Annotated in this window: 36 protein-coding genes and 1 pseudogene; 2 read left to right on the top strand and 35 right to left on the bottom strand. The window is 44.4% G+C overall.

The genetic code is table 11. From position 1 onward, the window contains the following. Positions 1-23: 23 nt before the first annotated feature. The 3 genes and pseudogenes from PluTT01m_RS17625 to PluTT01m_RS17635 form a co-directional block, all read right to left on the bottom strand. A pseudogene (locus tag PluTT01m_RS17625) lies at positions 24-602 on the bottom strand (DNA methyltransferase); the annotation flags it as partial. A gap of 794 nt (positions 603-1,396) precedes the next feature. Beyond that, positions 1,397-1,645, bottom strand: coding sequence for a helix-turn-helix domain-containing protein (locus PluTT01m_RS17630; protein WP_011147600.1), 249 nt, complete (start codon positions 1,643-1,645; stop codon positions 1,397-1,399). 88 nt (positions 1,646-1,733) lie between these two features. Continuing rightward, on the bottom strand, positions 1,734-1,988 hold the full coding sequence (locus PluTT01m_RS17635; protein WP_041380249.1) for a helix-turn-helix domain-containing protein: 255 nt from the start codon (positions 1,986-1,988) through the stop codon (positions 1,734-1,736). A 104-nt stretch (positions 1,989-2,092) separates the two neighbouring features. On the opposite strand from PluTT01m_RS17635, the gene PluTT01m_RS17640 reads away from it, so the two are divergent. Continuing rightward, entirely contained in the window at positions 2,093-2,350 is a 258-nt protein-coding gene (locus PluTT01m_RS17640; protein WP_011147602.1) for a helix-turn-helix domain-containing protein, read from the top strand. 100 nt (positions 2,351-2,450) lie between these two features. On the opposite strand, the gene PluTT01m_RS17645 is transcribed toward PluTT01m_RS17640, so the two are convergent. From PluTT01m_RS17645 to PluTT01m_RS17795, 30 genes are all read right to left on the bottom strand, one after another. After that, the gene (locus tag PluTT01m_RS17645; RefSeq protein WP_011147603.1) at positions 2,451-2,903 is read right to left on the bottom strand and encodes a tail fiber assembly protein; all 453 of its coding nucleotides are present in this window, start codon (positions 2,901-2,903) and stop codon (positions 2,451-2,453) included. Continuing rightward, positions 2,904-3,881, bottom strand: coding sequence for a gp53-like domain-containing protein (locus PluTT01m_RS27680; protein WP_232507874.1), 978 nt, complete (start codon positions 3,879-3,881; stop codon positions 2,904-2,906). Position 3,882: 1 nt separating this feature from the next. Next, positions 3,883-4,458 (bottom strand): phage tail protein I, encoded by a 576-nt coding sequence (locus tag PluTT01m_RS17655; RefSeq protein ID WP_041380250.1) that lies wholly within the window; start codon positions 4,456-4,458, stop codon positions 3,883-3,885. Continuing rightward, complete coding sequence (locus PluTT01m_RS17660) at positions 4,451-5,554, bottom strand: baseplate assembly protein (protein ID WP_011147606.1); 1,104 nt, start codon at positions 5,552-5,554, stop codon at positions 4,451-4,453. The genes PluTT01m_RS17655 and PluTT01m_RS17660 overlap by 8 nt, the downstream gene beginning before the upstream one ends. Further along, entirely contained in the window at positions 5,545-5,898 is a 354-nt protein-coding gene (locus PluTT01m_RS17665) for a GPW/gp25 family protein (RefSeq protein WP_041380251.1), read from the bottom strand. The genes PluTT01m_RS17660 and PluTT01m_RS17665 overlap by 10 nt, the downstream gene beginning before the upstream one ends. Before the next feature lie 46 nt (positions 5,899-5,944). Then, the gene (locus PluTT01m_RS17670; RefSeq protein ID WP_011147608.1) at positions 5,945-6,550 is read right to left on the bottom strand and encodes a phage baseplate assembly protein V; all 606 of its coding nucleotides are present in this window, start codon (positions 6,548-6,550) and stop codon (positions 5,945-5,947) included. Continuing rightward, on the bottom strand, positions 6,547-7,725 hold the full coding sequence (locus PluTT01m_RS17675; protein ID WP_011147609.1) for a phage late control D family protein: 1,179 nt from the start codon (positions 7,723-7,725) through the stop codon (positions 6,547-6,549). The genes PluTT01m_RS17670 and PluTT01m_RS17675 overlap by 4 nt, the downstream gene beginning before the upstream one ends. Beyond that, positions 7,713-7,925 (bottom strand): tail protein X, encoded by a 213-nt coding sequence (locus PluTT01m_RS17680; RefSeq protein WP_036777198.1) that lies wholly within the window; start codon positions 7,923-7,925, stop codon positions 7,713-7,715. The genes PluTT01m_RS17675 and PluTT01m_RS17680 overlap by 13 nt, the downstream gene beginning before the upstream one ends. Before the next feature lie 2 nt (positions 7,926-7,927). Beyond that, entirely contained in the window at positions 7,928-8,812 is an 885-nt protein-coding gene (locus PluTT01m_RS17685; RefSeq protein WP_011147610.1) for a phage tail protein, read from the bottom strand. After that, on the bottom strand, positions 8,812-11,364 hold the full coding sequence (locus PluTT01m_RS17690; RefSeq protein WP_011147611.1) for a phage tail tape measure protein: 2,553 nt from the start codon (positions 11,362-11,364) through the stop codon (positions 8,812-8,814). The genes PluTT01m_RS17685 and PluTT01m_RS17690 overlap by 1 nt, the downstream gene beginning before the upstream one ends. A gap of 3 nt (positions 11,365-11,367) precedes the next feature. Continuing rightward, positions 11,368-11,487, bottom strand: coding sequence for a GpE family phage tail protein (locus PluTT01m_RS28100; protein ID WP_088776128.1), 120 nt, complete (start codon positions 11,485-11,487; stop codon positions 11,368-11,370). Beyond that, positions 11,447-11,773, bottom strand: a complete 327-nt coding sequence (locus PluTT01m_RS17700) for a phage tail assembly protein (protein WP_011147612.1) — start codon at positions 11,771-11,773, stop codon at positions 11,447-11,449. Before PluTT01m_RS17700 ends, PluTT01m_RS28100 begins: the two co-directional genes overlap by 41 nt. Before the next feature lie 257 nt (positions 11,774-12,030). Next, entirely contained in the window at positions 12,031-12,555 is a 525-nt protein-coding gene (locus tag PluTT01m_RS17710) for a phage major tail tube protein (RefSeq protein ID WP_011147613.1), read from the bottom strand. Continuing rightward, positions 12,555-13,982, bottom strand: coding sequence for a phage tail sheath subtilisin-like domain-containing protein (locus tag PluTT01m_RS17715; protein ID WP_011147614.1), 1,428 nt, complete (start codon positions 13,980-13,982; stop codon positions 12,555-12,557). The genes PluTT01m_RS17710 and PluTT01m_RS17715 overlap by 1 nt, the downstream gene beginning before the upstream one ends. Next, positions 13,972-14,184 (bottom strand): hypothetical protein, encoded by a 213-nt coding sequence (locus tag PluTT01m_RS17720; RefSeq protein ID WP_011147615.1) that lies wholly within the window; start codon positions 14,182-14,184, stop codon positions 13,972-13,974. The genes PluTT01m_RS17715 and PluTT01m_RS17720 overlap by 11 nt, the downstream gene beginning before the upstream one ends. Continuing rightward, on the bottom strand, positions 14,181-14,648 hold the full coding sequence (locus PluTT01m_RS17725; protein ID WP_011147616.1) for a Gp37 family protein: 468 nt from the start codon (positions 14,646-14,648) through the stop codon (positions 14,181-14,183). Before PluTT01m_RS17725 ends, PluTT01m_RS17720 begins: the two co-directional genes overlap by 4 nt. Beyond that, entirely contained in the window at positions 14,648-15,085 is a 438-nt protein-coding gene (locus PluTT01m_RS17730) for a gp436 family protein (RefSeq protein ID WP_041380252.1), read from the bottom strand. The genes PluTT01m_RS17725 and PluTT01m_RS17730 overlap by 1 nt, the downstream gene beginning before the upstream one ends. 1 nt (position 15,086) lies before the next feature. Continuing rightward, positions 15,087-15,437 carry a DUF2190 family protein gene (locus PluTT01m_RS17735; RefSeq protein WP_011147618.1) on the bottom strand — a complete coding sequence of 117 codons (351 nt, stop codon included), beginning with the start codon at positions 15,435-15,437 and terminating at the stop codon, positions 15,087-15,089. A gap of 13 nt (positions 15,438-15,450) precedes the next feature. Further along, the gene (locus tag PluTT01m_RS17740; protein WP_011147619.1) at positions 15,451-16,386 is read right to left on the bottom strand and encodes a hypothetical protein; all 936 of its coding nucleotides are present in this window, start codon (positions 16,384-16,386) and stop codon (positions 15,451-15,453) included. Positions 16,387-16,417: 31 nt separating this feature from the next. Then, positions 16,418-17,512: a hypothetical protein gene (locus PluTT01m_RS17745; RefSeq protein WP_011147620.1), complete on the bottom strand. Its 1,095-nt coding sequence runs from the start codon at positions 17,510-17,512 to the stop codon at positions 16,418-16,420. A 204-nt stretch (positions 17,513-17,716) separates the two neighbouring features. Further along, positions 17,717-18,166, bottom strand: coding sequence for a phage virion morphogenesis protein (locus PluTT01m_RS17750; protein WP_011147621.1), 450 nt, complete (start codon positions 18,164-18,166; stop codon positions 17,717-17,719). Continuing rightward, entirely contained in the window at positions 18,159-18,989 is an 831-nt protein-coding gene (locus PluTT01m_RS17755) for a phage head morphogenesis protein (RefSeq protein ID WP_041380253.1), read from the bottom strand. Before PluTT01m_RS17755 ends, PluTT01m_RS17750 begins: the two co-directional genes overlap by 8 nt. Beyond that, positions 18,970-20,463: a DUF935 domain-containing protein gene (locus PluTT01m_RS17760; RefSeq protein WP_011147623.1), complete on the bottom strand. Its 1,494-nt coding sequence runs from the start codon at positions 20,461-20,463 to the stop codon at positions 18,970-18,972. The genes PluTT01m_RS17755 and PluTT01m_RS17760 overlap by 20 nt, the downstream gene beginning before the upstream one ends. After that, complete coding sequence (locus PluTT01m_RS17765; RefSeq protein WP_011147624.1) at positions 20,463-21,986, bottom strand: hypothetical protein; 1,524 nt, start codon at positions 21,984-21,986, stop codon at positions 20,463-20,465. Before PluTT01m_RS17765 ends, PluTT01m_RS17760 begins: the two co-directional genes overlap by 1 nt. Further along, complete coding sequence (locus tag PluTT01m_RS17770; RefSeq protein ID WP_011147625.1) at positions 21,983-22,528, bottom strand: DUF3486 family protein; 546 nt, start codon at positions 22,526-22,528, stop codon at positions 21,983-21,985. The genes PluTT01m_RS17765 and PluTT01m_RS17770 overlap by 4 nt, the downstream gene beginning before the upstream one ends. Next, positions 22,528-22,839 (bottom strand): hypothetical protein, encoded by a 312-nt coding sequence (locus PluTT01m_RS17775; RefSeq protein WP_011147626.1) that lies wholly within the window; start codon positions 22,837-22,839, stop codon positions 22,528-22,530. The genes PluTT01m_RS17770 and PluTT01m_RS17775 overlap by 1 nt, the downstream gene beginning before the upstream one ends. Next, positions 22,832-23,164, bottom strand: a complete 333-nt coding sequence (locus PluTT01m_RS17780) for a hypothetical protein (RefSeq protein WP_011147627.1) — start codon at positions 23,162-23,164, stop codon at positions 22,832-22,834. Before PluTT01m_RS17780 ends, PluTT01m_RS17775 begins: the two co-directional genes overlap by 8 nt. Further along, complete coding sequence (locus PluTT01m_RS17785) at positions 23,161-23,784, bottom strand: hypothetical protein (RefSeq protein WP_011147628.1); 624 nt, start codon at positions 23,782-23,784, stop codon at positions 23,161-23,163. The genes PluTT01m_RS17780 and PluTT01m_RS17785 overlap by 4 nt, the downstream gene beginning before the upstream one ends. Next, positions 23,774-24,391, bottom strand: coding sequence for a transglycosylase SLT domain-containing protein (locus PluTT01m_RS17790; protein WP_011147629.1), 618 nt, complete (start codon positions 24,389-24,391; stop codon positions 23,774-23,776). The genes PluTT01m_RS17785 and PluTT01m_RS17790 overlap by 11 nt, the downstream gene beginning before the upstream one ends. Positions 24,392-24,393: 2 nt before the next feature. Beyond that, positions 24,394-24,744, bottom strand: a complete 351-nt coding sequence (locus PluTT01m_RS17795; RefSeq protein ID WP_011147630.1) for a putative holin — start codon at positions 24,742-24,744, stop codon at positions 24,394-24,396. A 250-nt stretch (positions 24,745-24,994) separates the two neighbouring features. On the opposite strand from PluTT01m_RS17795, the gene PluTT01m_RS17800 reads away from it, so the two are divergent. Continuing rightward, entirely contained in the window at positions 24,995-25,765 is a 771-nt protein-coding gene (locus tag PluTT01m_RS17800) for a DNA adenine methylase (protein WP_011147631.1), read from the top strand. A gap of 47 nt (positions 25,766-25,812) precedes the next feature. On the opposite strand, the gene PluTT01m_RS17805 is transcribed toward PluTT01m_RS17800, so the two are convergent. Both PluTT01m_RS17805 and PluTT01m_RS17810 read right to left on the bottom strand, forming a co-directional pair. Next, positions 25,813-26,250, bottom strand: a complete 438-nt coding sequence (locus PluTT01m_RS17805) for a hypothetical protein (RefSeq protein WP_011147632.1) — start codon at positions 26,248-26,250, stop codon at positions 25,813-25,815. A gap of 17 nt (positions 26,251-26,267) precedes the next feature. Next, a complete protein-coding gene (locus PluTT01m_RS17810) occupies positions 26,268-26,633 on the bottom strand; it encodes a hypothetical protein (RefSeq protein ID WP_125043781.1) in 366 nt (121 codons plus the stop codon). Between the last annotated feature and the right edge of the window lie 95 nt (positions 26,634-26,728).

A 26,728-nucleotide genomic window follows, 5' to 3' on the forward strand; every position in this document is an offset into this window, starting at 1 on the left:
CCTCACCGCAGCGAGGTAGTTATTCATATCATCACCCCAATTTCCCGCTTAGTTTGGTTAAAGTACTCTTCTTCCAGTTCTACACCCAAGACCCTACGATTCAGCTTCAGTGCCGCTTTTAGTGTTGAGCCCGATCCCATAAAGAAGTCCGCCACCAAATCCCCTTCCCGACTACTGGATCGGATAATATGCGCCATCAAGTCTGCCGGCTTTTCGCAAGGATGTTTACCTGGGTAATACTGAACAGGTGGAAAAGACCAGACATCAGTATAAGGCACATCTACCGTCACCGAGAACGGACGGCGCAGCAGCCCATATTCCAGACTCAATTCCTCATATTGGCGTGACAAAGTAAGATGAGATTCTACTAACTCATGATATGGCCTGTTTAATTCTCCGTTCTGGTGTTTTTCTCTGGCTATTCGAGCGAACAATATCCGCAGTTTTTGGTAATCCACTTCATTGGGTAATTGCCACTGGCTATCACTGAACCAGTGACTGGCCATCTGTTTTCCTGTGGCAGCGTTAATTTCTTTTGCTGTGACACCCAACACCTTTCGTGCATTGCGAAAGTAGTCCACAAGCGGTTTAAAGACATATTGTGATGCCGCGCGCGATAAATTTCACTTATCCGCTCGATAAATAAAGCGACAATTGCGTTTCATCTATTGAAAATTTTTTACACAACTAGCGTCGTAAATATGACTGTAATTTATTCAATTTACCCATTTTTCCTTTAAATCTGTAGCACGGTAACCAATTCCGAACAGTTAGGCGGTATATTCTGCACTCATTAAAATGGGGTTAACACCCCTATCATAATGCACAGTACAGAAACCAAATGAAAATGATTGGAATGCATTCAGCTATGATCTTAGCTGAACTTGAACCTACCTCTAATGTAAAGCTATCTTAGCCTTATAAACCTCTATCTTGAGACTAAGAAGTTATTAAGAAGCGCCTGACAAATTTACCTAACCGAACGAGAAGAATGAGCGTATAGACAGGAAAAACGTGAAGTCATTTTCGGAATTCAGCATATAAGTTAGCAATACGCAATGCGTAAAAATCGTTGGTCAAATTAAAGGAGCCGAAGCTCCGAAAATTGGGGAAATCGCTATAGCTGAAAAGGCCGACCTCATGATCTCATAAACCAGCCCCCTCCAGCCTAGAGCGGAACCGGTTTAGTTACATCTATCTGCGCAAAAAGAGCGCAGATAGCTCCAATTAAGTGTTAGCCGAGTAAAATGTGTATAGATACTGCATAACACGGAGTATAAAAAACAACTTTAGGGATATTAAACCCTAATTGTTCTACCACATAGTTAATATAGTTAACTATGTGAATCCCTCTTTAGCTACGCTATCTGATGAAACTAGCGTAGATAGAAAGTTATCAGCATATCGAGGAATATTTTCTTGGGATTCTTTTTATGAGAACACTTGGTTCTAATGATAACAAATGTGCTATATGAACAAATTCCACAACATCCAATCTTCTTTCACCATTCTCAACTTTCGCAATAAACGATTGAGGGCGATCTAGCGCTTGAGCTAAATTCTCTTGCGTGACCCCCTTTGCTATACGAGCCTCACGGAGTGCTTTGATAACTATTTGATATTCATCAGAGTAAATTGAAACCATATATTTAATCCTACTAAGCATTTAGGATTAAATATCAATCGATTGTTGATTTATACCAAAATGGGATTTTTTATTTTATAAGCTCCGATCATTTTAACTTTTTAGGTTGTTTTTTGAACAAAATTTTTTCTAAAATTAGCACATAATCGACAGATAGCAAGTGTGCTATATGCACAAATTCAACCACATCCAACCTTCTTTCACCATTTTCAATTTTAGCAATAAATGATTGAGGTCGATCTAAGGCTTGAGCCAAGCTTTTTTGAGTAATACCTTTTTCTATCCTAGCTTTACGAAGAGTGTTTATAACCAATTGATATTCATATGAATAAATCGATGCCATTTCTTTAACCTTGATTAATATCCCAAAATCGAATATCAACCATTTACTTAAATATCCCAAAATAGGATAATTTATTGCGTTTGTTATATGGAGATATAAAGGAAATGAATAAAAAAGATTGGCATACCGCCGACATTATCGCTGCCTTACGTAAGCTCGGCACTACCTTAGCAGCGGTATCACGTAAGGAGGGACTTAGCTCATCTACATTAGCTAATGCTCTATCACGACCTTGGCCTAAAGGAGAGTGGATTATTGCGAACAATCTCGGAGTACATCCCTCAGAAATTTGGCCAAGCCGATATTTTGACGAGAATGGACAACCTATTGAACGAGTTATCCGAAGTAATTCCTCTAGGTGACTAATTCTCAACTAAATGGTCTAAGTTCGGTATAATATCGAACCTAGGCCATATTAGCTGCTTAGACTGCCTAACTATTGGGGCCAGTTTATTGCAGCCCTTATTCTATTACTCTGGGTTTTTCAGGCCAATAAATATCTGTCGCTAAGCTAGCATCAACACGGTTCAGCAATACTCTATATTTTTTCAAAGCGGTCAACCGAGAATTTTCCTCATCACTCGCCATCCCCAAATCTACAGCATCTTGTAATGGAGCTATCTGTTTACTTACAGTGAACATAAGTTGCTGTTTCTTCTGTTCTGCTTGCTGCTGCTGTTCCCGTCTAAGCTTTATTTTATCACTCTCTGATATTATCCACTTTTCATTATCCCATTTGTGATAAACAGTCGGTGCTTGTTTTGTAAGAATTGGATAACCCTCTTTATCACTAACGATAGCAAAGCCGCGTGATTGACCGTCAAGTAATTCATTGTGTTTTTCTGCGGTTATTTCAACACATTCTTCATGAGCGTCACTATAAAAAGCGCCTTCTTTTCTGGAGAAATAAACCATTTATACCCCCCAAAATAATATATGAACAACTTTGCCTGGATTCTCATTGTTGTTGGGAGTGCCAGCTTGATATTCAAACGTCGATAACGTTGCATTACGTACTAATGTGTGACCCGTTGATGTATTGATACTCGACATGCTTGCAATATAGCCAAAAAACTTATTTTTAAAAGAAATTGGATAATTTACCTTTATCCATGATTGCTGACCTGATGGAACTTTAACCCATTGAATAATAATCCCCGTATCTCCACATTGCCACCAGCCATTTTCGGATTTTATGGCTTCATTTTGTAATGCAAGAGTACCACTTCTCTCAGGCGTTAATATATTGTAACGCCGCTGATTCTTAGGATCGTCAGAATAGATATGCAATAATTTCCCTTCAGAACCGTTAATTCCCAATATATATCCATCTTTCGATTTGAAACGCAATTTAGGAAAAGGAGTTTTACTATCAATCAATAAACTACCAACGGTTGCAGTTTTATCGCTAGAAATACGCAAGAAAGTATTATCGCTCTCAGATTTAGCATAACTTCCCACATCCCCGGCATTCAATGAAATATCAGATGACAACGCTTTTCCATTTACTTTACGAATGGATGGTACTCGGCTATTAGCGTTGTTATTTGCAGCTACAGCACTTTGATTCGCCGTATCCGTCAGTGATTGCACAAATGCTGTTGTTGCAATCTGAGTATTATTAGCGTTTTTAGCCGGTGTGGGGGCGGTTGGTGTTCCTGTGAAAATGGGACTGTCTTTCGGTGCATACTGAGTATGCGGATCTTGCACCTCAGAATGTTCCCTCAACTCATTCCCATTTTGTTCTAGTTTCTGTTTAAGATAGTTTGTGCGGTTGACCAACTGTTTAGCCTGCCGATTGGAAATACCATCAGGCCCACCTAACACGGGGTCTGAGGTTTCTATTTGATACACGCCCTCTGACCACTGTGGGGTTTCCGGCAAATTAGCCATTTTAACTGCTCCCATAATTGTAACTACCGTCATAACTGACAGTATTGTTGTAACGAATTGATACAGACTGATATTCCAAACTGGCAAGGTGGCAGCGTGCAGGCGCAAACGCTGCCAGTGTGGTACGCAGTAGCGAGGCTTGATCATTAGTGATAGGTTGCTGAAGTATGACGCGATAAACTGCCCAGGATGTTGAATCTCCATGAACATAATTACCGTTATGGCTGGCATGTCCGTCATAATTGATTTGACCAGTGCCTTCAATTAAATCAACTTCACCAAACCCAAAACGACGGATAATTTCACGAATTGACCACGGTGTGCCTTTATATCGATGCAATTCTATAGCTGATTTGATTAACGTGCGGCGAGCATTGTCTGATTCGACAAGCTCCCAGCCATCGCCAAATAGGGAGAATTGATTTGCCAGCCAATGCAGCGTGCTTCTATCGGCAGTATCAATGAGATAAACCATTAATTGGGTTAAATCGATATCATCAAAACGAGAGGCCAACTGACCTAATGCACGCATACTGATATCAGCTTCTAGTGGAGGTGGTAGATGTAACTTAACCATCAGCGACTCCAGTGACCACAACAGTGATACCGATACAGTTCGCCCATTCATTTTCATCTACAATCTGAAACGTGGGAGACTCCAGAACGACTTGATAGACGCCAGAAACAGACAATGTTGAGATGATTTGACTGGGAACAATATCCTTTCCTAACGTTGTTGCTCGTTCAGCTACCCATGTTTGTATGGCTTGTTCTGCTGCCGATTGAATACCAGGTGCATTAACGCCACTGTACAAGGTCAGTTTCGCCTTGATGGTATAATCAACCTTCACGGGAGGTTTTGCATGTACAATGTCAGTCAACGGGCGGATTTTTTCATCAGAGCAAAAGCTTTTTACCAGCGTTAAAATGCTTTCATCAGGCAATCCCGTAGCTAATAGTGGAAACAGTTCAACAACGCCCGGAATGGGAGACATGACTGCGACATCAACAATATTGGGATGGGCACGCATGGCATGAAAACGATAAGCCTGACGACTGCCCGCATTAGTAAACGATTCAGGGGCCATTTTGATTCGTACACGTAGCCTCTCGTCACTTTCCTCTGCCGAACCACCACTGCTCACTATTGTGTTGGTCACTTGCGGGTCAATGTCGTCGATTTCATCCAACAATGTACTAATTTGTGCTGGTTGCCAGCTATTCCCTGATAATCCAGTATCTGTACAAGTAGCTGTGACATTAACGAACCGTGTGCCGGCTTTCAGAACAGCATCTGTATTAGTAGCAAAAATAATACTGTCCGATGCATTAACACGAGTTCCAACTGGAATGAGTACATCTTGCTCTAATGCTTCATCAACACTAAATTGCAATATTGTCTGCGCCGGTTGGGCGGATAGCCGATATACTCCGACCAATTCCCCTAAGTAGTCCAAAATGGGCGCACGGGCAAACTCGACCAAATTCTGCTTGGCGGCTTCCTGAACTTGCATTCTGGTTAGTGCTTCACGATATGCAAATAAATTGATCAGCAGGCGTTCTGCCTGTGCTGGGTACAAAGTCTTACCTACATCAGCTTCATATTTTGCGATCATTTCGGTTGTGATTTTTTCTACATCACGCTCGATAAAATCAGGTTCTGTCAGCGCCATAGCAACTCCGTAGATTGTGTAATGCCATCAACTGCTGTCCAATTCACACGCAGAGTTAGATGCTCTCCATTGACAGTTGGTTTCACGGAGAGCAACTGGCAACGAGGTTCCCAACGTGTAATAGCGTCAATAGACTCCCTAACAACGTGAGGAATTGCGCGGTCTATGGGGTGATCAATATAAAGGTGTAAATTACTGCCAAACTCAGGTCTATGTGGATCACTGCCACGTGGTGTACGTAGAATAATGAGTATTGCTTGGGCGATATCATCCAGCCCACAGGCAATTTTGCCTGAGTTCTGGAGAGCGGGTTGCCAAAAAACAGAATGTGAGTTCGTATTCATGGGGGACAGTATTATCCCCTGTAGGTATATCTAATATTAAAGGTGTTTAAAGAAATTCATGAAAATGATGATTCGAGTTACCACCTTCATCCATGATGCTGCCCGTTGCATGGATGTTGCCATTAACGCTAACATTGCCCTGAATGGTTGCAGCACCACTATTACCACCAGAACCCGACAGCCCATTTTGATAGATTAACTGACCTTTCACTAACATATTTCCGGTTACGATTGTTTCCGGCGCATCAATAGTTGCCTGCTGTGCATAAATAACAACATTGGCTCCCGCTGCGATCTTAATGTGCTGAATGCCACCATTAATAGTCAGGGTGTGTGAGGTACGATCATAGTAAAAAGCTGCATCATCTGCATAAGTTACACCACGGATATTTTTATTATTAGCAGGCGGTTGATCAACACTGGAATAGATAGCACCTAAAATAACACCATCTTCACCATTCGCATCCAATAGCACTTCAACCTGTTCCCCAACATCGGGCAACCAATAGTCTTTGTTATTCTGGGTATTGCGCTGCAACACATTCAGCCAGTTAGTACGCATATTATCGCATTCAGGCAATCGCACGCGGGCACGAACAGTAGCAGGATCTACGGCGCTAATCGTACCAACTTGACGAGTTACACTGCTCATTTGGATTCCTCCTCGATGATCGTGTCGGAAGAACCATCGGGCTTATATACAACCAATTTCTGAGTCTTATCTTTTTTATCTTTCTTGGATTTGCTTGATGTAACAGGGCCACGAGCAACTTCAAGTTCGGTTATATATCCGCTATTACGATCAAAAGAGTGGTGAGCTGAAGTAATTAACCATTGTCCAGATAACTTGCCAAATTCAATCAACTCAATTTTATTTCCGGCGGTTAACTGAGGGGCTCCCATCAATGAAAGTGAGCCGTTCTGCTGGTACTCATTATGTAAATCCAGTGCTGACTTAGCCTTTATTTCAGCGCTATCCTTGTTAGCAGCCCGGCTGTTTACTTTTAAGGTGTCTGCGCTGGTTTCTTTACCGCTATTCTTATCTTTTGGATTGGACTGACTACTTGTACTGGTCGTGCCATCAGCTTCATAGACAATCAACTTTTTATCATCAGCCTTTTGGTGCTTCACTTTGGCTTTTTTATAGACTTTATTAATCGTGTCCCGTAGTGAAAATTGGGCAACATCACGAGGGTGTAATTTTTTTATGGGTTCTTGGCTGCGCAAAGTGGCTAAGTGGGAGAAAATTAGCTGTTCACTGACAACTTTAACGGCATAACCATATTCACTGGCCAGTCGTTTCAGGAACGCCACATCGGTTTCAGAATATTGCGTCACCCTGTCAATCTTGATGATTTCGATACTGCCGATCAGCTTTAACTGATGTTTCTTAGCGATGCGGTTAGCAATAGCGGCCAGAGTTGTATTCTCAAATCCACGGTTAGATTTGGTACGCAATGCTGTATTGATAGACGTTGCTACACCTCGAACAGATACAATAGAAGGAGGGATACTGACTTCAATTTCATCAATATAGAATGAGCCACAATTCAGTAATCGTTCTCCGAAATAGCCCAACTTCAATGTCAACGTATCACCTTTTCCCGGATACCATTTATCTAGCCAGAGACCATCAGTATCATCCAACTCTACCTCTATTTCATCGGATTCGCTTTTGATGTTGTCGGTATAGCTGACACGAGTGACATAAGGAGTGATGTCATTTGTGATATCTTTTTGCAAATATCGTAACGTGAATGTCGGACTTAAAACCTCTGAGACACCCGTTATAGATGGTGTTTGCTTGGTATCAATTATCTTAGCCACGGTGGTGTATCCTCTGCAATTACTACATCGTCAGCGTCAATGATGGGGATCAACAATACGATCCCAGATGGCAATACAGGTGTAACTGCAACGTGCGGATTAGCAGCAATTATGCGAGCGTAACCTAAAGGGTCACCATAATAATGGTGAGCCAATAAATCCCACCTATCGCCATCTCTTGTAATGTATTCAAGAAACATGATCAAAGCGCCCTTGTGGTAATTTGCGCGGCCATCTTACTAAGCGCGGGTGATATTGATGTAAATGTTGAACTGGCTGATTCAAGTTGAGTTGATACAGAATCCAATGCAGCCGCGATATTACAGCTATCTGCACGGCTTAATGACGATTGAGCATTGTTAACAAATGTTACTGCTTGCCCCGTTGCTCTGGTCAATTGAATTGCATCTGGCAATGAGTCACCGAGTGATTGAAAAGCCGGATAGCTTTTCCCTAATGGACCAGCAATATTGTTGAGCCCGGTAAGAAGACTTGGTACGCGGGTTAACGCTACGGCCGGGTTGTCTTTCATCTTCTGTGCAATACGTACCGCACTGATCGTCGTTTGCAGTGCTGATTGTGCTTGTTTGGCATAATTCACTCCATCCCTGACTTTTTTAGCCATACCTGATGGTTTCGGTATTGCATTAGACAACGCCTTTGTATTCGGGACATGAGATTTAATGGCAGGCGGTTTCAGTGGTTTTTTAGGATCACCGATATATTCACGTAATGTCACCGAGGCATTGAGGGCAAATATATTACCTACTGAATCCGTTTGTTCACTGGAGGCTGTCACATCAGTAATAACAAACCAGCCACGGTAATCACCATTTCCGAATATTAGCGCAAGTGCTTGATGTTTCCGCATTGCTTCACGCAGCCGATTCAATTCAATATCCGGCGTACAATAATGTTGATGAAAGACCAAGCTAATTTGAATTTCATCCGGTTTCTCACCTACAAACTGCAAGCCGGGCTTACCTTGAATTCGGGCATGTTCGGCATAATCAACACCAAACGTTACATCAAAACCATCCCAATATGTGATTAGCTCAAATTCAATATCACCTAATACAGCAAACATTATCCGTACCTCCGGCGTTCTCTCTGAATAACAATACGCTCCAGCAGTTTTTCTAATTCACGCATACTCAGGTTTAAAGCTTGACTAATATCGGGTATAGCCGTTTGTTGTTTATCACCAATGTATATTTGCGGGGCGAAAGAGATAGAAAAACCATTATTGCTGTTGCTGGCATCTTTATAACCTGTTCGTTTAATTGGATTGCCCGACATTATCTCAGGAGGTGAGATTTGTGGGACATCTGGGGTCATTCCCTCAGCTAGACGCTGAGTGGCACGAGCAGCCAACGGCATAGTGCGATCAATACCAACAACCGCACCTTGCACAATATTATCGCCAAATCCCATAAATACTCGACTGGGGGATTGAATACCCAACGCTTCTTTAAACCAGCTAGAAACTTTGCCACCAAAGTTTTTAATGGTGTCCTTAGCCGTGGTCAGCATATTAGAAATACCATTAACCAACCCATTAACGATATTTTTACCAAAGTCAGTAAAATTATCGGGCATATCAATGCCAAACCATTTCATAACGTCAGCGAATGTTTTATAGAACAATCCCAATGGCGACCAATTTAAAATTAATTTACTGACCTCAAATATTCCGCCATCAAACGCATTAGTAATGTCATTCCATCGAGCTGTAAACCAACCTTTGACGTTAGACCAAATATTTTTGATTCCCTGCCATCCCATTTGGAAAGCGAATTTCACTAAGATCCAAAGCGGTTTAAAGAAATTACTGATGGGCTTCCAATAGCGATAGATAAGATAAGCGGCCACTGCAATACCAGTGATGATCAATCCGATAGGATTCATTAATAGTACGCGTCCAATCCACAAAATAGCTCTGCCAGCTACCATCAAGCCCTTATAGAGAGCACTACCGAGGATTCTACCCAACCAGAGAGCTGCTCCGGCTATTTTTCCCAAGATGTTTGCAACGACACCAAATCTGCCGCCACTGCCGATAGCCATTCGAAGCAGTAACCACCGTGTGCGCATTAACATTGCACCTTTCCAGATATCAGTTATAGGGGAAAGCAAAAGATTAAGACCTAATCTGACACCGATTGAAGCTGCTTTGAATGCCAAGAACCCACCGACCAGCGTGACAACATTGCTGATGAGTTCAGGATTAGCGGCCAGCCATTTTCCGGTCTTGTCCATCAATGGAATAAAGGTTTCGGCTAACTGTATTAATGCTGGGCGCAGCGACTGACCAATGCTAATAGCCGAATCATTAAATTCAATTTGAGTACGCCGCCACTGTGCTTCTAAGGTATCATTCTGTTTATCAAAATCGGTATCAACAGATTTTTGTGCCGAATCAGTTCCCATGCCTGTTTTGATACGCTGATAATCTCCCCAACGTTGCTGCATGGCCAAGAGATGGTTGACTGTCTGTACGTCGGTGAAAATAGAGGATAGCCCGAAGGATTCCATGAGCATACGCTGTGCATCTTCATCACCTCTGGCTCCCGCTTTTTTCCACTCTTTCATGAGATCAGCGCCTTTACTCTTGATAAAGCGGTCTGCGATCATGATTGAGGCTTCATATTGTGAGTACCCCGAAGAAACATATCTGCTCATTGAGGTTTGATAATCGACGTCAGCTTCAGCGTATCTTTTGGCAATATCACCACGTCCCATTGAAGCTAGCCAGTTCCTCATATTGGTAGCTGCTTCACCTTCCGTTCCTGCGCCTTCACGGCCAACTTCCAAGCTGGCAATAATCTGTGAAACTGCCTCCTGACCATATATTCCCTTACCAGCAAATTGCTGCGCCATTTCTGGAAAGTATTGGGCGAGATCTTTTAATTCAAAACGACCCGATTTAGCACCGAAAACGGCTCGGTTAAAGGCTTCCTTGAGCGCTTGATCACCTCCAATTTTCAGGGACTCAAAGGATAGAGCCATTTTGGCTAAGTCATTAATATTAGCTTTGGACGCCGTGGCGACGCGGCCCAATAATCCACTCATATCGGTCGATTTCATGGGAGATTTTCCGGCGGCAACCAATGTGCTAACACCTTCCAACAGGGTTTCTTGTAATTGGTTTGTTTGCTTGGCGTTCTGGCGCAAGATGATTCCGATTTTTTGCTCTTCTTTCGGAGACAGATTGCCAGTGACAGCTATGTCCCTTAATCCTGATTCAAAAGAGGCATACTTTGTTACGGACTGAACAACGGGAGAGGATATCGTGTGAGTTAATGCATAGGTTTCGGCTCCCTGTGCATATAGCGCCATACGATTCGCTTTGGCTGCATCACTCATGCTAGCCGCAGACTGTAAGCGCTGTTGCTGGCGGTTCAACTGTTCCAGCGTTCGACTGATGCGTTGTAGATCCGCATTCAAACGCTGGGCACTACGGGAACCAAGTTGACCGTAACGTTCAACAGCACGGTTCAGTGCCTGCTGTCGGTTCTCCAGTTGGCGAGTCGTTTCTCCCAGTGTTCCTAGAGTACGGCGTGTACCAGACATGGCAGAACTGAACGCACTACTAATGGCCCCACCAATAATGACACCAATGGAAAATTCTGTTGACACGAATTAACCGCCTCCATTCTCGCGTTTGATTTGGGTGTTGGCCTCATTCAACCAACATTCAAATTCATCCAGCGCCAGATTATCAATCTCGCTCGGCTGGAACCGGAACCATCGTGCCAACATCGCCGATGCTTGCCACACTGTTTTTATTTCCCTGATCCAATCCGATAACTTGCTGAAATCGTTTCTGTAATGCCAGATAATCAGCAACATCCATCTGTTCGATATCTTCTGGTAACAATCCTGTCGAACGTGCTATCAAAATATCATCCCAGTCAGTAGGATTTTCGCTGGCTCGCCGGGCAGCCTTGATATCTTTAACTTTCAAACGTGATAACTGAAGCTCTTCAATGCGAACGCCAGCAGCCGTGGTATAGGGAAATTGAAGATGGTAAGTCGTGGTTGACATGATGATACTCCTCTGTAAGTTTCATTCAGTATCATCCATGTATGGAAACGGAAATATTAAAGGGGATTAAAGAAGAAAGGGGCTGATGCCCCTGTCATTAGTGAGTGCGAAAGCCTCTACAGTTACGGAAAAAGTCTATCAGATATTCTTTCCCTTTCGCTGCACCGATATCGGAAAACCAACCTTCCGGAGGAGTCCACTTATCAATCAAGTCGGCAAGCTTTCTGGCTTTGGAGCGAGTGCAGTCATGATTTAGTTTAACCTCCAATATTGATGCGATAATCGGTCAGTTGATCAATGCCGCCAACACGGAAGATATTGGCCAGATAATCCAGTTCTAACAGCTCCTCACCATCCAGTACCTGCTTAATATAGGTACTGGTAAAGCTACTGGAAAAATCAGCATTTTCATGTTGCTTAAATGTGCCCAGCGGATTCTTCTTAAATAAAATGGTCAGATATGTCACCAATGGCACTTCATCAATGCGCCCCTGTGAACTGAATTTCTGGACGCTGGAACGGCACTGCAATGCCAGAGACTTATAGGGATTGGCAGCAGATAACATGGCGTCACGGTAGAAACTGTTCCACTTGATCTCGCCTTCCAGTTTATCGAAGCCTGCCGGTAGCTCCACTTTGCCGACCATCCCCAGCGCCTTATGCTCCTGCATGGTCATGGAAACGTCTGGCAGTTTCACTTCTTCAGCCCGTCCCAACAGGTTATTGCCGTCAATATAAATATTGGCGTTGGTGATGCGGTTAATCTCTATTTTTCCGGCCATTAATTATTTCCCTTTAAATTCAGCAAATATTCAGAGGTAATTTCGGTCTCAAATGTCAGCCGTTCCAGTGGTGGTGGCGGTGTGTACTTATAACTGAGTAACAGATGACCTGATGCCAGCTCCGTTTCTTCGTTATGGGTCGGATCAAACCAGCATTTGAATCCCAACAAAGCGCCATCAGCAATCAATTTACGACCATAGGCATTCACAGATTCTGTCAGGGCATCTATCAGCGCTGGCGTGATCGGCATATCGATATATTGCTGACTGAAGTAACGCAGGGATTCATTAATCACGTCGCCCGTTCTGCGCACGTTCTCGAAGTTACGCATGTGTGTCACAGTTGGCCACGCGGCGGTACGGTTGCCCCATAAGCGCAAACCAGAGCCATAATTATTGAACACTGTAGTAATCCCTTGTTCATTGAGCTGGTTCACTTCACTTTGTGGATCGTCAATTATGGCGGATAGCTGGCGCTCAATACCTGTGATCCCCATAATTTCTTGATTGGAGGATGACCACCAAAAACCTTTGTCTGCATCAATCTTGGCACGCAGCCCTGCTGCACGAGATGACAAGGGTTCCAGGCGCTCGCTATTGCTTTCCGCATCATAGACTTTGACGTGTGGGTAACACAGCCGGACACGATCAGAACTGGTATTAAAATTGATTGTGCCAGACGGGCCGCGGCCACTGATAGCCTGAACAAAAGTGGTGCCTATCGGGGCATCAATATAGGTCATGGCACCCAATTTAGTTGCAAGGGCAATCAGTTCTGTTGTCACACTTAACTGGGTACAGTAGACAGGAGCCAGCAAAATCTTGGCAAAGAACCCATACAGGTTATAAGTATCATTCAGTAACTTCATACCTGTACGGTTACCCGCTGCACTGATGCTGCCAATAATGTCAGCAGGCGTCACTAATGTAGGATCGGCAAAGTCATAGCTGGCAATCACGGTTGCGCCCGCAGCAATGTTTTTACCGATATTCTTGAGGCTGCCTGTTTGAGCATCCAAAGAATAATCTTGCCCTTCTACATAAGGGGCACTACCAGAGGTGGATTTTAGTAAGACATTACTGACCACGGGATTAGCCAGTTTCGCTGTTCCTGTGGTTTTATCAAAGCTAATGCTTTCACTGGCAACATTAGCTTTATGCACCTCAGGATCAAGAACGTTAATAACCAGCACAGTTCCCGCCCCATGATCATAAATAGCATCCAGTGCTTGTGGGATGGTAAAACCATTCATTTGAGTACCAAATTGAGCGGCATCTTTTTCTGACAGACAAAGTGTCACTGCATTTACTGGCCCTATCGGTGCAGTACCAATTAAGCCGATCACGGCGGATTTCACTGTCTTGACAGGACGCGAGCCTTTTTCGATTTCGATAGTTTCGACGCCATGCAAATAATTAGCGGCCATCAGTGGCCTCCTCAGGCTTTTCTTTTTTCTTCAGGGGATTTTTTTGCTGTTCTGACAGTGGATGAAGATATCTCAGCGCGATCAATGTTTTCACATAATCATGCTGCTCTGGTAAATCAACAGTTTTTTCTGACCAGAGCAAAACTTCAGTGCCATCAGCTAAAGTGACGCCGCTTGCTGGGCCTGTATAGAGGTATTTCATTGTTCAGTTCCCTCATAATTGATTTGGGCTAACGGCGAACCATTCGGTAACTCACAGTCTTCGATAAATACACTTTCAGTCGCAAAATCCAGCGTGTATTGCCACAAACCAGCTATCTCACCGAGAAATGTATCCCGTACCAGCCAACATTTTCGTTGGCAGTTCGGTGGTTGGAATCCGCCGAGAACCCGGCGTACATCATCTAATGTGGCAACGGCACCGTGACGTCCATTAAGCTGACGAAAAACTATGGTGGCATTGAGCATGACAGTTTGTGTCTGCAATACCGCCCCAACATCTTCAGGCTTGTCGAAGCGAGAACCGGGATAGCTGATTAAAATGGCTCCCACCGGATGGTTCAGCCTGAATTCAGTTGGCCTTTCAGGGAAATACTCCACCTGTAAGCCAGGTAGTTTTTCTCTTAGCCTCATGATAATGGCATCAATGATCGGCGAAACATCCATCAGTATTTCTCCAACATTCCTTTACTCCCTCCAAAGGTGGGACGACGCGCCCGAACACGAAACTCCCCCGGTTCAGGGGCATCTTTTCCTGTGGAAAGCAGGCCCAGTGTTAGTTTGGCATCTCGGATGTCAGCCAGTTGGCGCAAAACAATTTTGTAATCATCTATCACGGCTTCAGGAATAGAACCCTCTGGACGGCGGGCATACAGCCGATAGCGTGTTAACGTAATGGCGGCATCACGTAATACCGTGGGAACTTCCGCCAGAGGCAGGATATAACGCCCACGTAAATGGGCATCGATGAGTTCATCGGCATAGCGGATGGCACTGTTAACCACAGGCTCATTGATCGTCTGAGCATTAGGTTCTTCGTTAGACAGCCATATCAATGATTGCGTTGGTATCTGCTCTTGCAAATCTTTCAGTGAGCAATACATGTCATATGCCACGTAAGATGCGAATGATATTACCTGCCGCTGTGGCATCATCCAGCGCAAACCCGACAGATGTTCCGGCAGCATTTTCAGCCGAACTCAGTGGTACCACACAGGCATCCTTATCCGACTGTACGACTTGCCCACGGGTTATTGGCCCACCAGCTTCAACAGCAATAATGCCCAATACATTAACAGGAACGACATCTCCAGCCTTCGCATCCACCTCTGCTATACCAAGTGCAACGGCTCCAGCCTGACACGGTGCATTATCAGTACTAACTAAACGATGCTGGATGATGTTCGCACTGGCGATAATTGTTGTCGTCAATACGGATTGTTGTGTTACTGCCATGATGATGTCTCCCTTACTTCACAATATTGGTAATCAGATAGCCGGCATCACCGCCAACAACCGCAACTTTATAAATATCGGTATAACGACAGTAATTGACCTTACCGCCCACACCTTCATATTTATCCGCTACAGGCATTCCTTTGCGGCGGAACGTATAGCCAAAGGAGGGTTCATGCTCATCAGCACTTTCTGCTCCTGCCTGCGGAGGTGATACGTAATGCAACATCAAATTATCAGCCCAGATATCAACGGGATTTTCTTTAATGCTTGGAGTAGAAACAGGTTCACCAACGACAACGTTTTGGATTTGGAAAAGGTCTTTGAGTATTTCTATTGTGATACGTTTACGTTCGTTGGCTCCAATAGCTGCCTGAATTTCAGGATGAAATTTTAACAGTGACATCACGCTAGCCCCCATTGTCATGAGGTTTGGACGTACACCAATGGTAGTACGAACAGCATCAACTCCAGCTTCAATGACTTTGATTGGATTACCTTTGCCACCAGCCCAACGTTCATTAGCTGTCAGACTCTTCACCGAGTCACTAAGATAAACTTCAGGGTCTTGTGCCAATCGAGCTGCATACAGTTCGCGCTTGAGGTTCACACCATTGGTGGAACGACGGATTGCCTTTGCTTCTTCATTAAATAAGGATTCTGATTTCTCACGATAATCAACAGGTGCAGCTAGATCATGTTCGTTGAGCACAATATCTAACGAAGAGCCTTTCTCACGGATCAAAACGTTACTGTTGGCACCAACGGCACGCGTGGTGTCATATTCCACAAAAGCACTTTTGCCAAATGTCGGCACACTAGCACCTTCTTTCTCCATTTCGACGACGGGGAAAAGATGTTCGCCGATGAATGCCGCATTTTTATAACCACGAGCAACACTGGTTAGCACAGGATCAACAATACGTTTGCCTTTCAAATAATCAGACATTTATTTCTCCTCAATAATTACGTCCCTAGTGTTACAGGCAGCGGGTAACGGCTACGTCGTAACTGATGCCTTCTTTCTTCACCAGAGCGACGGCTTTTTGATGCAACGCCAGACGTTCAGGATCTGCATCAGAAAACTCAGCAATATCTGATGATGTGTTTTGGTCTACCCGGTCTTTTGTTGCATGTTCACCAAAATCAATAACAGGCTGGACAGAACTCAGCAGATCTTTAAACGCAGTAGCCAATGGTTTTTTCACATCACCTTCAGCAAACTCGACAGGGGAATCTCCTTGGGTTACAGCGTCCAGCAAGGCGATCACGATAGATTGAGCAGCTGGCGCCAATTTGCCGTCTGTGATCAGCTTTTCGGCAAATGCCACGTTTCCGGCATGTTGCTCAGTTTGTTTGCGCTTTGCGTCGGCAGCATCACGGGCAGTAAGCTGTTCTTTCAGGCGAGTGTTTTCATCTTTGAGCGCCTTTTTTTCTTCATTTGTCACGATGTTTTCCTCATGTTGATGTGTGTTATTGGGTTCATGAAAGGCAGGAGCAGGCTGAGTCGTGCTATAAGCTTCTTCACGTAATGAATCTACCTGCCAAGAAGGAAGCGCTTTGTCTGCTTCGTCCATACCGAATTTACTAATCAAAAATTCTCGCAAACGCCCCCAAAGTGAAGCGTTGGTGATATCACTCCAATCAGAGAACTCGACGACACCATATTCTTGTTCACTGAATTCAACCTGTCTCAATCCTTTAATGGCGGGTGGCTTCGCCCCCAAAAAGCCGACATGACGCAAATAGAGCACGCCGGGTTTAGGGTTGTTTGGGGAATCAGGTAAATAGAAAGAAGCAGAAATTTTTTTATAGCGGCCTGCATCGACCAATTCAGCGAACTGAACATCAACCTGTTGAGGCTCCGCAATCAAGTCATCACCGGAAGATGTCAGCGATTTAACCCAACCATAGGCGGGCAAATTGTCTTTTGGATGCCCAATCACAATCGGTGCTTCATGCAACGATGAGTCATAAGCCTTTGCACAAGCTTGCAAATCTGCGGGGCTGAACGGCAATTGTTTGCCATTCATATCGGTATGTGTACCGGATTTGAAAATGTGAAGTGACTTCATTTTACTGCCTCTATTACGTTAATAGAGACAGTTTCACTACAATCAGAAAAAACGACTTTTAATCTGCTTTAGAAAAGGATTGGGGAAGGAAATAGAAAAGTGGAGAACTGCATGCAATTAGATACCGAAAATTTGAGTCTGTAAACGCTTTATAAAGTTTTTTGCGGATGACAATGATAAATCACCCGCATAGGGAAGCACAGTTTAACGATGCGCCGCTGATTCAAGATGTCGTTGAATGGTACTTAATACGGCTCTTACTGCTTCTGGTGATAATTCGCCTTGTTCTGTTACGGGCAGATAAGGCCGGGCTGGTAACAATACAGATTGATCGCGGCCAGTTTTACCTCCCAATTGATGAATACGCCCGTAGACTAAGTTTGTACCGACAATTGCCGTGTGAGCATCATATCGGGTACTGACTGAACGCATCAAACGAGCAGTTTTTTGCAGTGTCTGACCACCACGTTCTTTTGCCGCCACTGAGGGTATCCATGCCGGGCGTCCTTCGGCTTCAAAGTTAAAAGCGGTTTCTGCTGACAATGTTCCAGCAATTTTACGCATGGCAAGTGTCAGATCATTAGTAGCCAATTCTAATGCCCGCAGTCCACGTCTTAGGTCTCCATCATTAATGGTGATAGTGATATTACTCATTCTGTCTTCCCAGTTCGCGACGGGCCAGTCCAGATAGCTCCCCATGATATCTGGCCAAATCGGGACGATATGCTGCCCCCGGCGAATATGACCAACCTACATCAGTCGCTACTTTTGTTATGCCGGTATTGAATGTAGCAACAGGCTGCATCTCACCTGTTTTTTGTGAAACCAATTTCAACTCCCAGCCCATTGCTTTACCTGAATGCATAACTTTCACCCCTCTGGCACGAACATCATCATGACTGAGGGCAATCACACTGCAACGGCAACGCCAACCATTGGGAGGATAGAAGGCTTGCCAAAAAGGGTCGTCAGAGCGAAATACCAAACCATGCAATGCGAGATGGCTCTTGCGTGTATGGTTATCGTTGATCCCTGTATACATCCAGTACGGTCGGTCATCAATATTTTCCATTTGTTCGGCCCAACGGCCTGCACTGTACAGCACCGACATGTTGGTACGAAAGATAGTCTCAAGGTGCCACGGGCTACCTTGCTGAACAGTGACACGTTCCCCTGTAACGGGGTCATCGGTTTCTTTCGTTCCCCACCACCCCTTACGTCTTAATGTTGGCTCCAGCTCCTGACGAAACCAACGATCAGTCTTGCCTTCATCCAGTGCCTGCTGTAGCGCCTGGCGAATATCTTCCAGAATATCCAGACGCGTGACTTTCGCCACCGTGAATGCACGGGCATGAGTCTCTTGCCAAAGTTCTTCCCAATCCCACGTTATCTTGTAGCCCTTAGATTGCAGATAACCAATGGCTCGCTTGGGAGGTAATGTCATGCAATACGCCAGTTCAGGCGTGGTTATGCTCATGCAAGCGCCCCCAGATGTTAGACACAAACAAAACCCGTGCTAACTGCTCTTGCAAACCCTCTGCGTCCATGTGTGGATAAAGCTCGGCTAACTCTCCTGTTAGATCGCTGGGATTAACACCGTTTTGAACACGATAGAACAAAGGAAGCAGCAGAGATTCCAATGATTCATTCAATGATCCTTCATTCATCAAAATATCCAGTGCTTCATCTAAGGTGTCTTGTGCTGCTAAATCTGCGTGAACAGCTTCAGAGAACGCCAGTGGGAGTGGTGGAATAGGCGTGGTTGACAAGGTTGTTTCATCAATATCCCCATCCTGCAATTGATATTCGCGTTTCCAGTATTGCGGAGTAAATCTGACACCAGCCTGACTCAACTTAACATCACGATTAGCCTGTGTTTCATCTACCGATTGCTGTTCCCAAAGACGATAGACCGGACATTCAACGTTACCGAAGTTCAGTTCTACAACCCAGCGTATAGTCTGATTAATGGCGCTGGTGATAACGTCAGCATCAGCATCACGAATATCATCCGTTACCTCCAATCCCGCTTGTGCAGAGGCTTTATTGCTGTTTGCTTCGGTTGTTTGGTTTTGTCCCAGTAACGCAATAGAGATCTCACTGCGAGCAACGGTAATTAAGTTCTGGTAAATATCACTGCTGTCTGATTTACCTGCTGCCTCTTTAATCTCAACGGAGGAATCATCAGGAATGGCGGCAACTGCATCATCAATCATCGCTTCCATCGAATCCAATAACAGATCAATTTCACTTTGTGGCGTACCTCGTGGATGTTTTCCAATCACCCACGGTGAACCATACTTCTCAGCAAAGCGTACCCAAAACTTCATGCCGCCTTTCTTAAAGGTGACGGGCCAGAAGCACATGGATAAATCTGGAAATCCATAAGGGTTGTCATAAGTAGCATCTTGACGTGGTGTTACAAATTTATAGAGAGGAACCCGTTCTCCTTCTACGCCTGCATCACGGGCACGAAAACGCAGTTGGTTATCACGGTCATAGTGGAACCAGTCAGGCGGTTTGCTAACAATATCCGTCACTGACCATGATTGATTCTGGTTCCACATCAATTCACAAGGCTGATAGCCGTATAGAACAGCGTCATGCATTTCGCCAATGATACGTGACATATCCAAGTCCGCGAGCATGTCACGGATAAAGTTAAAGACTCGCACAGGGGCATTACTACGTTCTACACCACGCTCCAGTGCTTTCACTCCGGCCTTGCGGCGGCGAATACATCCACCAACTAAAGGATCAGTACGTAATTCACGATAGACACGAATATCCCGCCCTTGGGCTTTGAGAATAGTATCAGGGTTAGGTAGATATGTGCCCAGACTGTAGAAGTCAATGGAACGGCTACGCGATGCAATTTGTTCAGTGAATGACTGCTTTGATTCGGAAAAGTTAATAAATTCTGTTGGTGAAACCCAGATACCACGAGCCATTAGTATCCCTCCAGCATACGTGCAGACTGACGGCGTCGGCGGGAATTTGCCTTCACCGGACCTTTGTTAATTTCACGGCTGGCGAAGTACGCTAGGGCAAGGGCTATCGCTGCATCACCGTGGCGCTTGCCACCGTCCGCTTTTGCTTTTGAGCGCTGATCAGGTACACGGGGAACACCGTTAATGACCTGTACTGCTCTCAGGTCATCCAAAGTGTCTTCATCCTTTGGTAGAGCCTCCAGATTGCCGTCTTCCAGCGCAGCCTTCACCGGGGGCATATTGTCACGGTACCAACCTTCGGTGAGCATGACTTGCTGCACACGGCTGACGCCATATTTTTGCACGGCATATTCGGCCAGATAAGCACCGTTACCACGGGCATCAAAGGCTGCACCCAGCAGATTAGGAAGTCCATCCATTAGATACCAAGTGATTTGCTCCTGTTGTTTAAATGGCACGTTGCGCAGCTCCAGCACAAACGGCACTCTGCGTACCAGATTTTTTTGTTGCAGCAATGGATAATCCACGGACAAATCACCACTGCGGCCAAAATCGCGTCCCAGAAACGAACGAGCATCAGAAGGCAATGCATCTAACAACGGTTTCAGATTGGCTTTTAGCCACTCTTCGGTATCTGTGCGGCGTATTTCATCGGATTTAAGCTCATATCCTTTCGGGCAAGTCAGTCGCAGCAGTGGCGTATCGGGAGACATCCGAGATTCAATCAGAGCGCGGGACAACCATGCTCCACCACCATTAGCAGGAATACAGTCCAATTCTTCTGATGCTCCAGCTCCGTAGAACTTGTACACCGACATCATCCACTGTTGTTCAACCTCTTGTGACCATTCACGTCCGGTACGTAAGCAGACACGGTGAAATAGTCCTTCAGCCACAGCTTCCTTAAAGGTAATACGGTGGATAACGCCGTCCCTGCGTCCTGCCCGGATATCGTTCAGCAACTCATTAAACAAGTTGCTATCCCCGTTATGGGTGGAGATCACTCGCACTTTACCGCCCCAGATAAGCATGGCTAGCGCCGCTTTCAGTAATTCATCGAGCTGTTCGTGGAAAGCAGCTTCATCAATGACAATGATCCCCTGACGGCCACGCAAGTTAGACGGACGGCTAGAAAGCGCCACTACACGGAATCCAGAATCTGGAAATTTGATAGTGAAAGTTTTGATGTGCTTATCATCTTCGTCTTCTTCCCAGAACCCTTCTTCAATTTCACTGGCTGCATAGTTGAAAGCACGAGCCCACATTGCACAGGCTTGAATATATTCAATGGTCATATCTTGGTTATAGGCGATGTAATACACATTCATGCCACCCGCAGCGGCAGAAGATGCGGCGATGAGTACATTATCTGACGCTTCAGCCCAAGTAATTCCCGTTCGACGACTCTTCTCATTGACTTTAAAAGAAGACGAGTCGGCCACCCATCGTTGCTGGTATGGCAATAAGACGACAGGTGCTGCTATTGAGGAAGTATCTGGTAGAACAGGTGCAAGCTGACTCATGTCGCAATTCCCAATATTTCCCGACGTAATGCAGCAACTGCTTCGGCAGATAATCCACCTTTGCGTGCAATTTTCTCTGCATTACTTGCAGCAGCTTCAGTTCGTGCCCGGACTTCAGATTGGAATTTTTTCAGATTCACGCTAGCACGAGAAAGTGTAGCTACGTTTTTTGCCACCGTTGAAAGCAGTGTGACGCGCTCTTTTGGCGCAATCTCTCCGTTTTCAGCTTCCTGAAGTTGAATAATACTTTCAAAAAGTTCAGTCTGAATTAAAGCAATCACAGCCTCAGAACGTGCATCTTGATCATCCACGGCACCTTCTGTGAGCATCCGAGCTGCTTCTGTTGCTGCCCGTATTGCACCGTATCGCTTTTCTATTTTTTGTCCATAACGGTGAATAGCAGACTTACTGATTACATAACCTTGATCACGCAGCAAGGTTTCGAGTTCCTGGTATCCACTAAATCCTGATTCAGTCAAAGCCCGTTCCAACCAACGCCGAACGTCTTCAGGGAGTTTATCAATAGTGCTTCGACGCGCCATTATTCACTCCAGTACTTTTCAGGACGAGCAATACCAAGGCTGCATTCGACCGTATATTCAACAACATCAACACCAATACGAGTTAAGTCAGCAAACCAACTACCCGATGGCTGTTTATTGAGGTCAATTAATTTACGGTCTGCCAGATAATCCAATTCCTTCCGTAATTCCAATGCAGTGACGTCAGGATAAATCGCGCGAGATATATCCAATAACAAAGTTTCACTGGCGGTATATGGGCGGGTTTTATTCAGTGCGACCAACAGACTCCAGCGCAATGATTCACGACGAACACGAGCAACATCAATCATTTTTACCTCCGGCAATTCGGTGCTGCTGCACCATCTCTAATTTGCTGTAAAGCGCATCCAGCTTGGCTTCAATTACTGTTTGACCACGAATATAATCTTCACGGCGCACGTAATTCAGCGGCAAGTCAGCCTTAAACTGCATAAACTCACGTTCGAGCTGAGACCAATTGTCTACGGAATTTTTAAGCGCTTGCTCTAACGAGGCGTGTCTTTCCTCCTGTCGCTCTTCGGCTTTGCTGAATAACCACTTTGCGATACCAAAAACGAAACCAAGGAAAGAGAGCAGAAAACCTACGGCAGCCCAAAATTCAATCTGTAGTGTCATTGTTGTAATCCTTCGATGTAATCCAGCAGGCCATTGACCTGCGCTTTCAATGCAAGACACTGTTCTCCGTTATCGATGATATTGGCAAGGATATCTCGTTGTGTGATACCGGATGGCCGTAGTTGGGCATCAGAGCTTTCATTTCCACGGAACGTTTCATCAGCGCCGGAGGTAACGGAGACAGAGCGAGTTTGTTCACTGGACAGGCCGAGGGCGGCGTTGTATTGCTGCATGAAGCCACGAGTAAACACACAATTAACAGGATGAAACTGTTGTTTTTCATCCATCCAACTCTGGGTAACATGGTCAATTTTCCTCTTCAGTTGTTGGTTCTGAGTGCGGAGTTGTTCAATATCGTTGAGATAATTGGCTTCTGCCTGATGCGCTGAGTTGACCTGCATTTGGTAACGTTGCTGCAAGGCATTGAGTGCCGCCAGTTCCCGCTCTGTCCGTTGCTTTTCCAGCTGAAGAAATTCGGCTTTCTGCTGTGCTAATGCAGTGTTTCCTGTCTCCGTTGCTTTCTGAAAGCCTATGGTATGGCCTCTCCAGTGGGCCAAAGCGAACATGCCAATTAGCGACAAAATCAATACAACAGGTTTAGCCCATAATTTAATTGGCACAGCTGGTACCTCCCCAAGCCAAATAACGAGGCGCGAGTTCCAGTAATATGCGTTTGGAATAATGTCGATTTTCTTTCCATGCTGACGCTCTACGCCCAGCATTCTGAGATTCAACATGACCGAACCAGACCCACGGATTGAGACCAACTGCCTCGGTTTTCTTCTTATCCCGTAGTAACCATCCTAAGCCCCCATTATAGGAAGACAGCGCCATCGCCATTCTTTGGCACTTATCGGCAGCTTTAATGCGTTGCCATAGCCAATAGTCATAGTGAACCATTGCCCGTATAGACCAGATTGGGTTGAAGGGATCTTTATTGGATAATTCAGGAATGCGTTGACTAATCCAATCCGCTGTTGCGGGCATAAACTGGGCCATACCCTGAGCACCAACAGGAGAAATAGCTCGTGATTTCCAGTCACTCTCCTGATGCAACTGAGCGGCAAAATCAGCTACAGGCGCATTCAATCCCCAGATCACACGAGAAGCACGTATTAAGTCATTGCGGTATTGCCGCGAACGGTGTGGCAGTTCGTCAGCCAATGCTAGGCTGACCATACCACTACACCACAACAAAACAATTCCGATAATCTGCCGCCAATTCATAATCACAACCCTGTAGCTACGCTCAGACAGGTAGCGGCAACAATCAGTGCACGGCGTATCAGAACGGCAGCAAATACCATATGGTAGCCAGTCTGAACGGGATATTTTCCTTCTTTCATGAGTATTTCATCATATTTCAGATACTGACCGGGCCTTGCTTTCGGGAATAAACTGCGGTCAAGCCAGTACCCCAAGACAACAGCCAGAGCAATAAGCGACAATTTGTAAATCACAACAGGGACTTGTTGAGGGGAAACTAAACCGATAGTGATCAGCAATAGAACAGCTGTTAACAACCAGCCACCGAGGCGTAATTTTTTGATAAGTGATACAAACGATTTGAAAGTTTTCACTGAACTGTCTCCGTAGTCGTTGATGGAAACAGTTTTGCAAATTTATCGGGAAAAGGATTTTAAAGGGCGTTAAGAGCGCATCAGAAAAGTAAAAGACAGGATAAGAGCGACCTGCCTAACACTCGAATACTGGGTAGGCTATCAACTCACAGGTATGTACTGTGAGTCAACCGAGGCTCTTTCCGCTATTGATTATTGATGACCGGGAAAGCCTAACTCATTTTCAGCTAATGGAAAAGGCTTACGGATAATGAAAGAACAATCTTTACCTATCGTTCCGTGGATCGGTGGTAAACGCCGATTAGCAAAACATATTTTACCGTTATTTCCTGAGCATACCTGTTATGTCGAACCGTTCTGTGGTGCTGCCGCGCTGTATTTCCTAAAAGTACCGAGCAAATGTGAAGTGATTAATGATCTTAATGGTGAGTTGGTGAATCTTTATCGCGTAATAAAACATCACTTGGAAGAGTTTGTCCGGCAATTTAAATGGGCATTGGTCAGCCGCCAAATATATAAATGGTTGCAGATTACCCCCGAAGAAACGCTAACCGATATTCAGAGAGCAGCACGTTTCTACTATCTCCAAAAGCAGGCGTTTAGCGGTAAGGTTGCTGAACATACTTTCGGTACTTCCACCACCAGCCCACCGCGATTTAATTTACTCAGAATAGAAGAAGAGCTATCAATGGCTCACCTACGACTAGCAAGAACGATCATTGAAAATATGAACTGGACACAATGCGTCCAACGGTACGACAGGCCACATACGCTGTTTTACTGTGATCCGCCGTATTGGGGTACCGAAGGATATGGCATAGATTTCGGACTTGAGAACTATGATCTATTAGCAGAACTAGCACATACCATCCGAGGGGAAATGGTAATTTCGGTGAACGATATTCCAGAAATGCGTAAGGCATTCAAAGGATTGAAAATGCAAGTAGTCAATATCGGTTACAACTTGAAAGTTACGGGGAAAGCTAAACAGAGTAAAGAGCTGATTATTTGTAATTTCTAATAACCGAGAATGGCAAGGCAATATATTTGCTTTGCCATTTTTTACCTTTAACCTAAGCCAATAGAACGGGATACAAACTGTAAACCTATTCCGAGAGTTTGGCTAATTAAAGACCTTAATGCTTCTTTACTTTCAGTCTTCAGTGTTTCCTTAATACGATCACCTAATGGGGTTTCTAAGCTGTCAGGGATTACTTTAAGAACTTCTAAACCTTCAGCCGTTAATACGGCTCTATGACAACCTTCAGAGCTCATAGTCCCTGCCAAATAACCATTCGTTATGAGCCAATCCACTGTATCCAGAAAAAATCTATGATCTTCTACTGTAGTACAAAGTTCGTCAGAGTATGTTCCATCAGAATATTGAAGGGGTTCACCGATTACCTCTATAGATAAAAGATCTATCTTTAAAGGAAATGACTCATATAGTTTCCCAAATATAATACCTACAATTTCATTAAACTTTTCTATGTTTGTAGTAGACATAAATATCCTATTTGTTTCTAAAGTTTCAATTTCAATGTTCCACCAGGTACATTCTGTTGATCTAAACAAACAGATTGGCAAGCTGATTTAGATATGGATAAAACTGTTTCGTTATCCTCTATATCAAGAAAACAATTATTTCCATGAGCCATATAATCATTAGACAGTTTGGCATTTTCATCAATATGAAATTTGATAGTTGTGCGTGAAGGATAACTGTTTTCGTAAACTGTGATGTCAGTAAATTGATCAGAGTATTTATCCAATCCTGGGCACATTTCCCTAATAGTTGGCAATAATTTTTGGACTAACGGATTATCTGTTTTGACTATAAATTTCAATGTAGAAATAGTAGATGTATCTGTTATTTCCTGTGTATTCATTTCACCACAACCAAATATCAGAAATACGAAAATTATCGTAACTGAACCGTGTAACGTCAACATAGATGTTATCCCCAAAGTGAAATGATAAATAA

Source organism: Photorhabdus laumondii subsp. laumondii (assembly GCF_003343245.1).
Taxonomy (GTDB): Bacteria; Pseudomonadota; Gammaproteobacteria; order Enterobacterales; family Enterobacteriaceae; genus Photorhabdus; species Photorhabdus laumondii.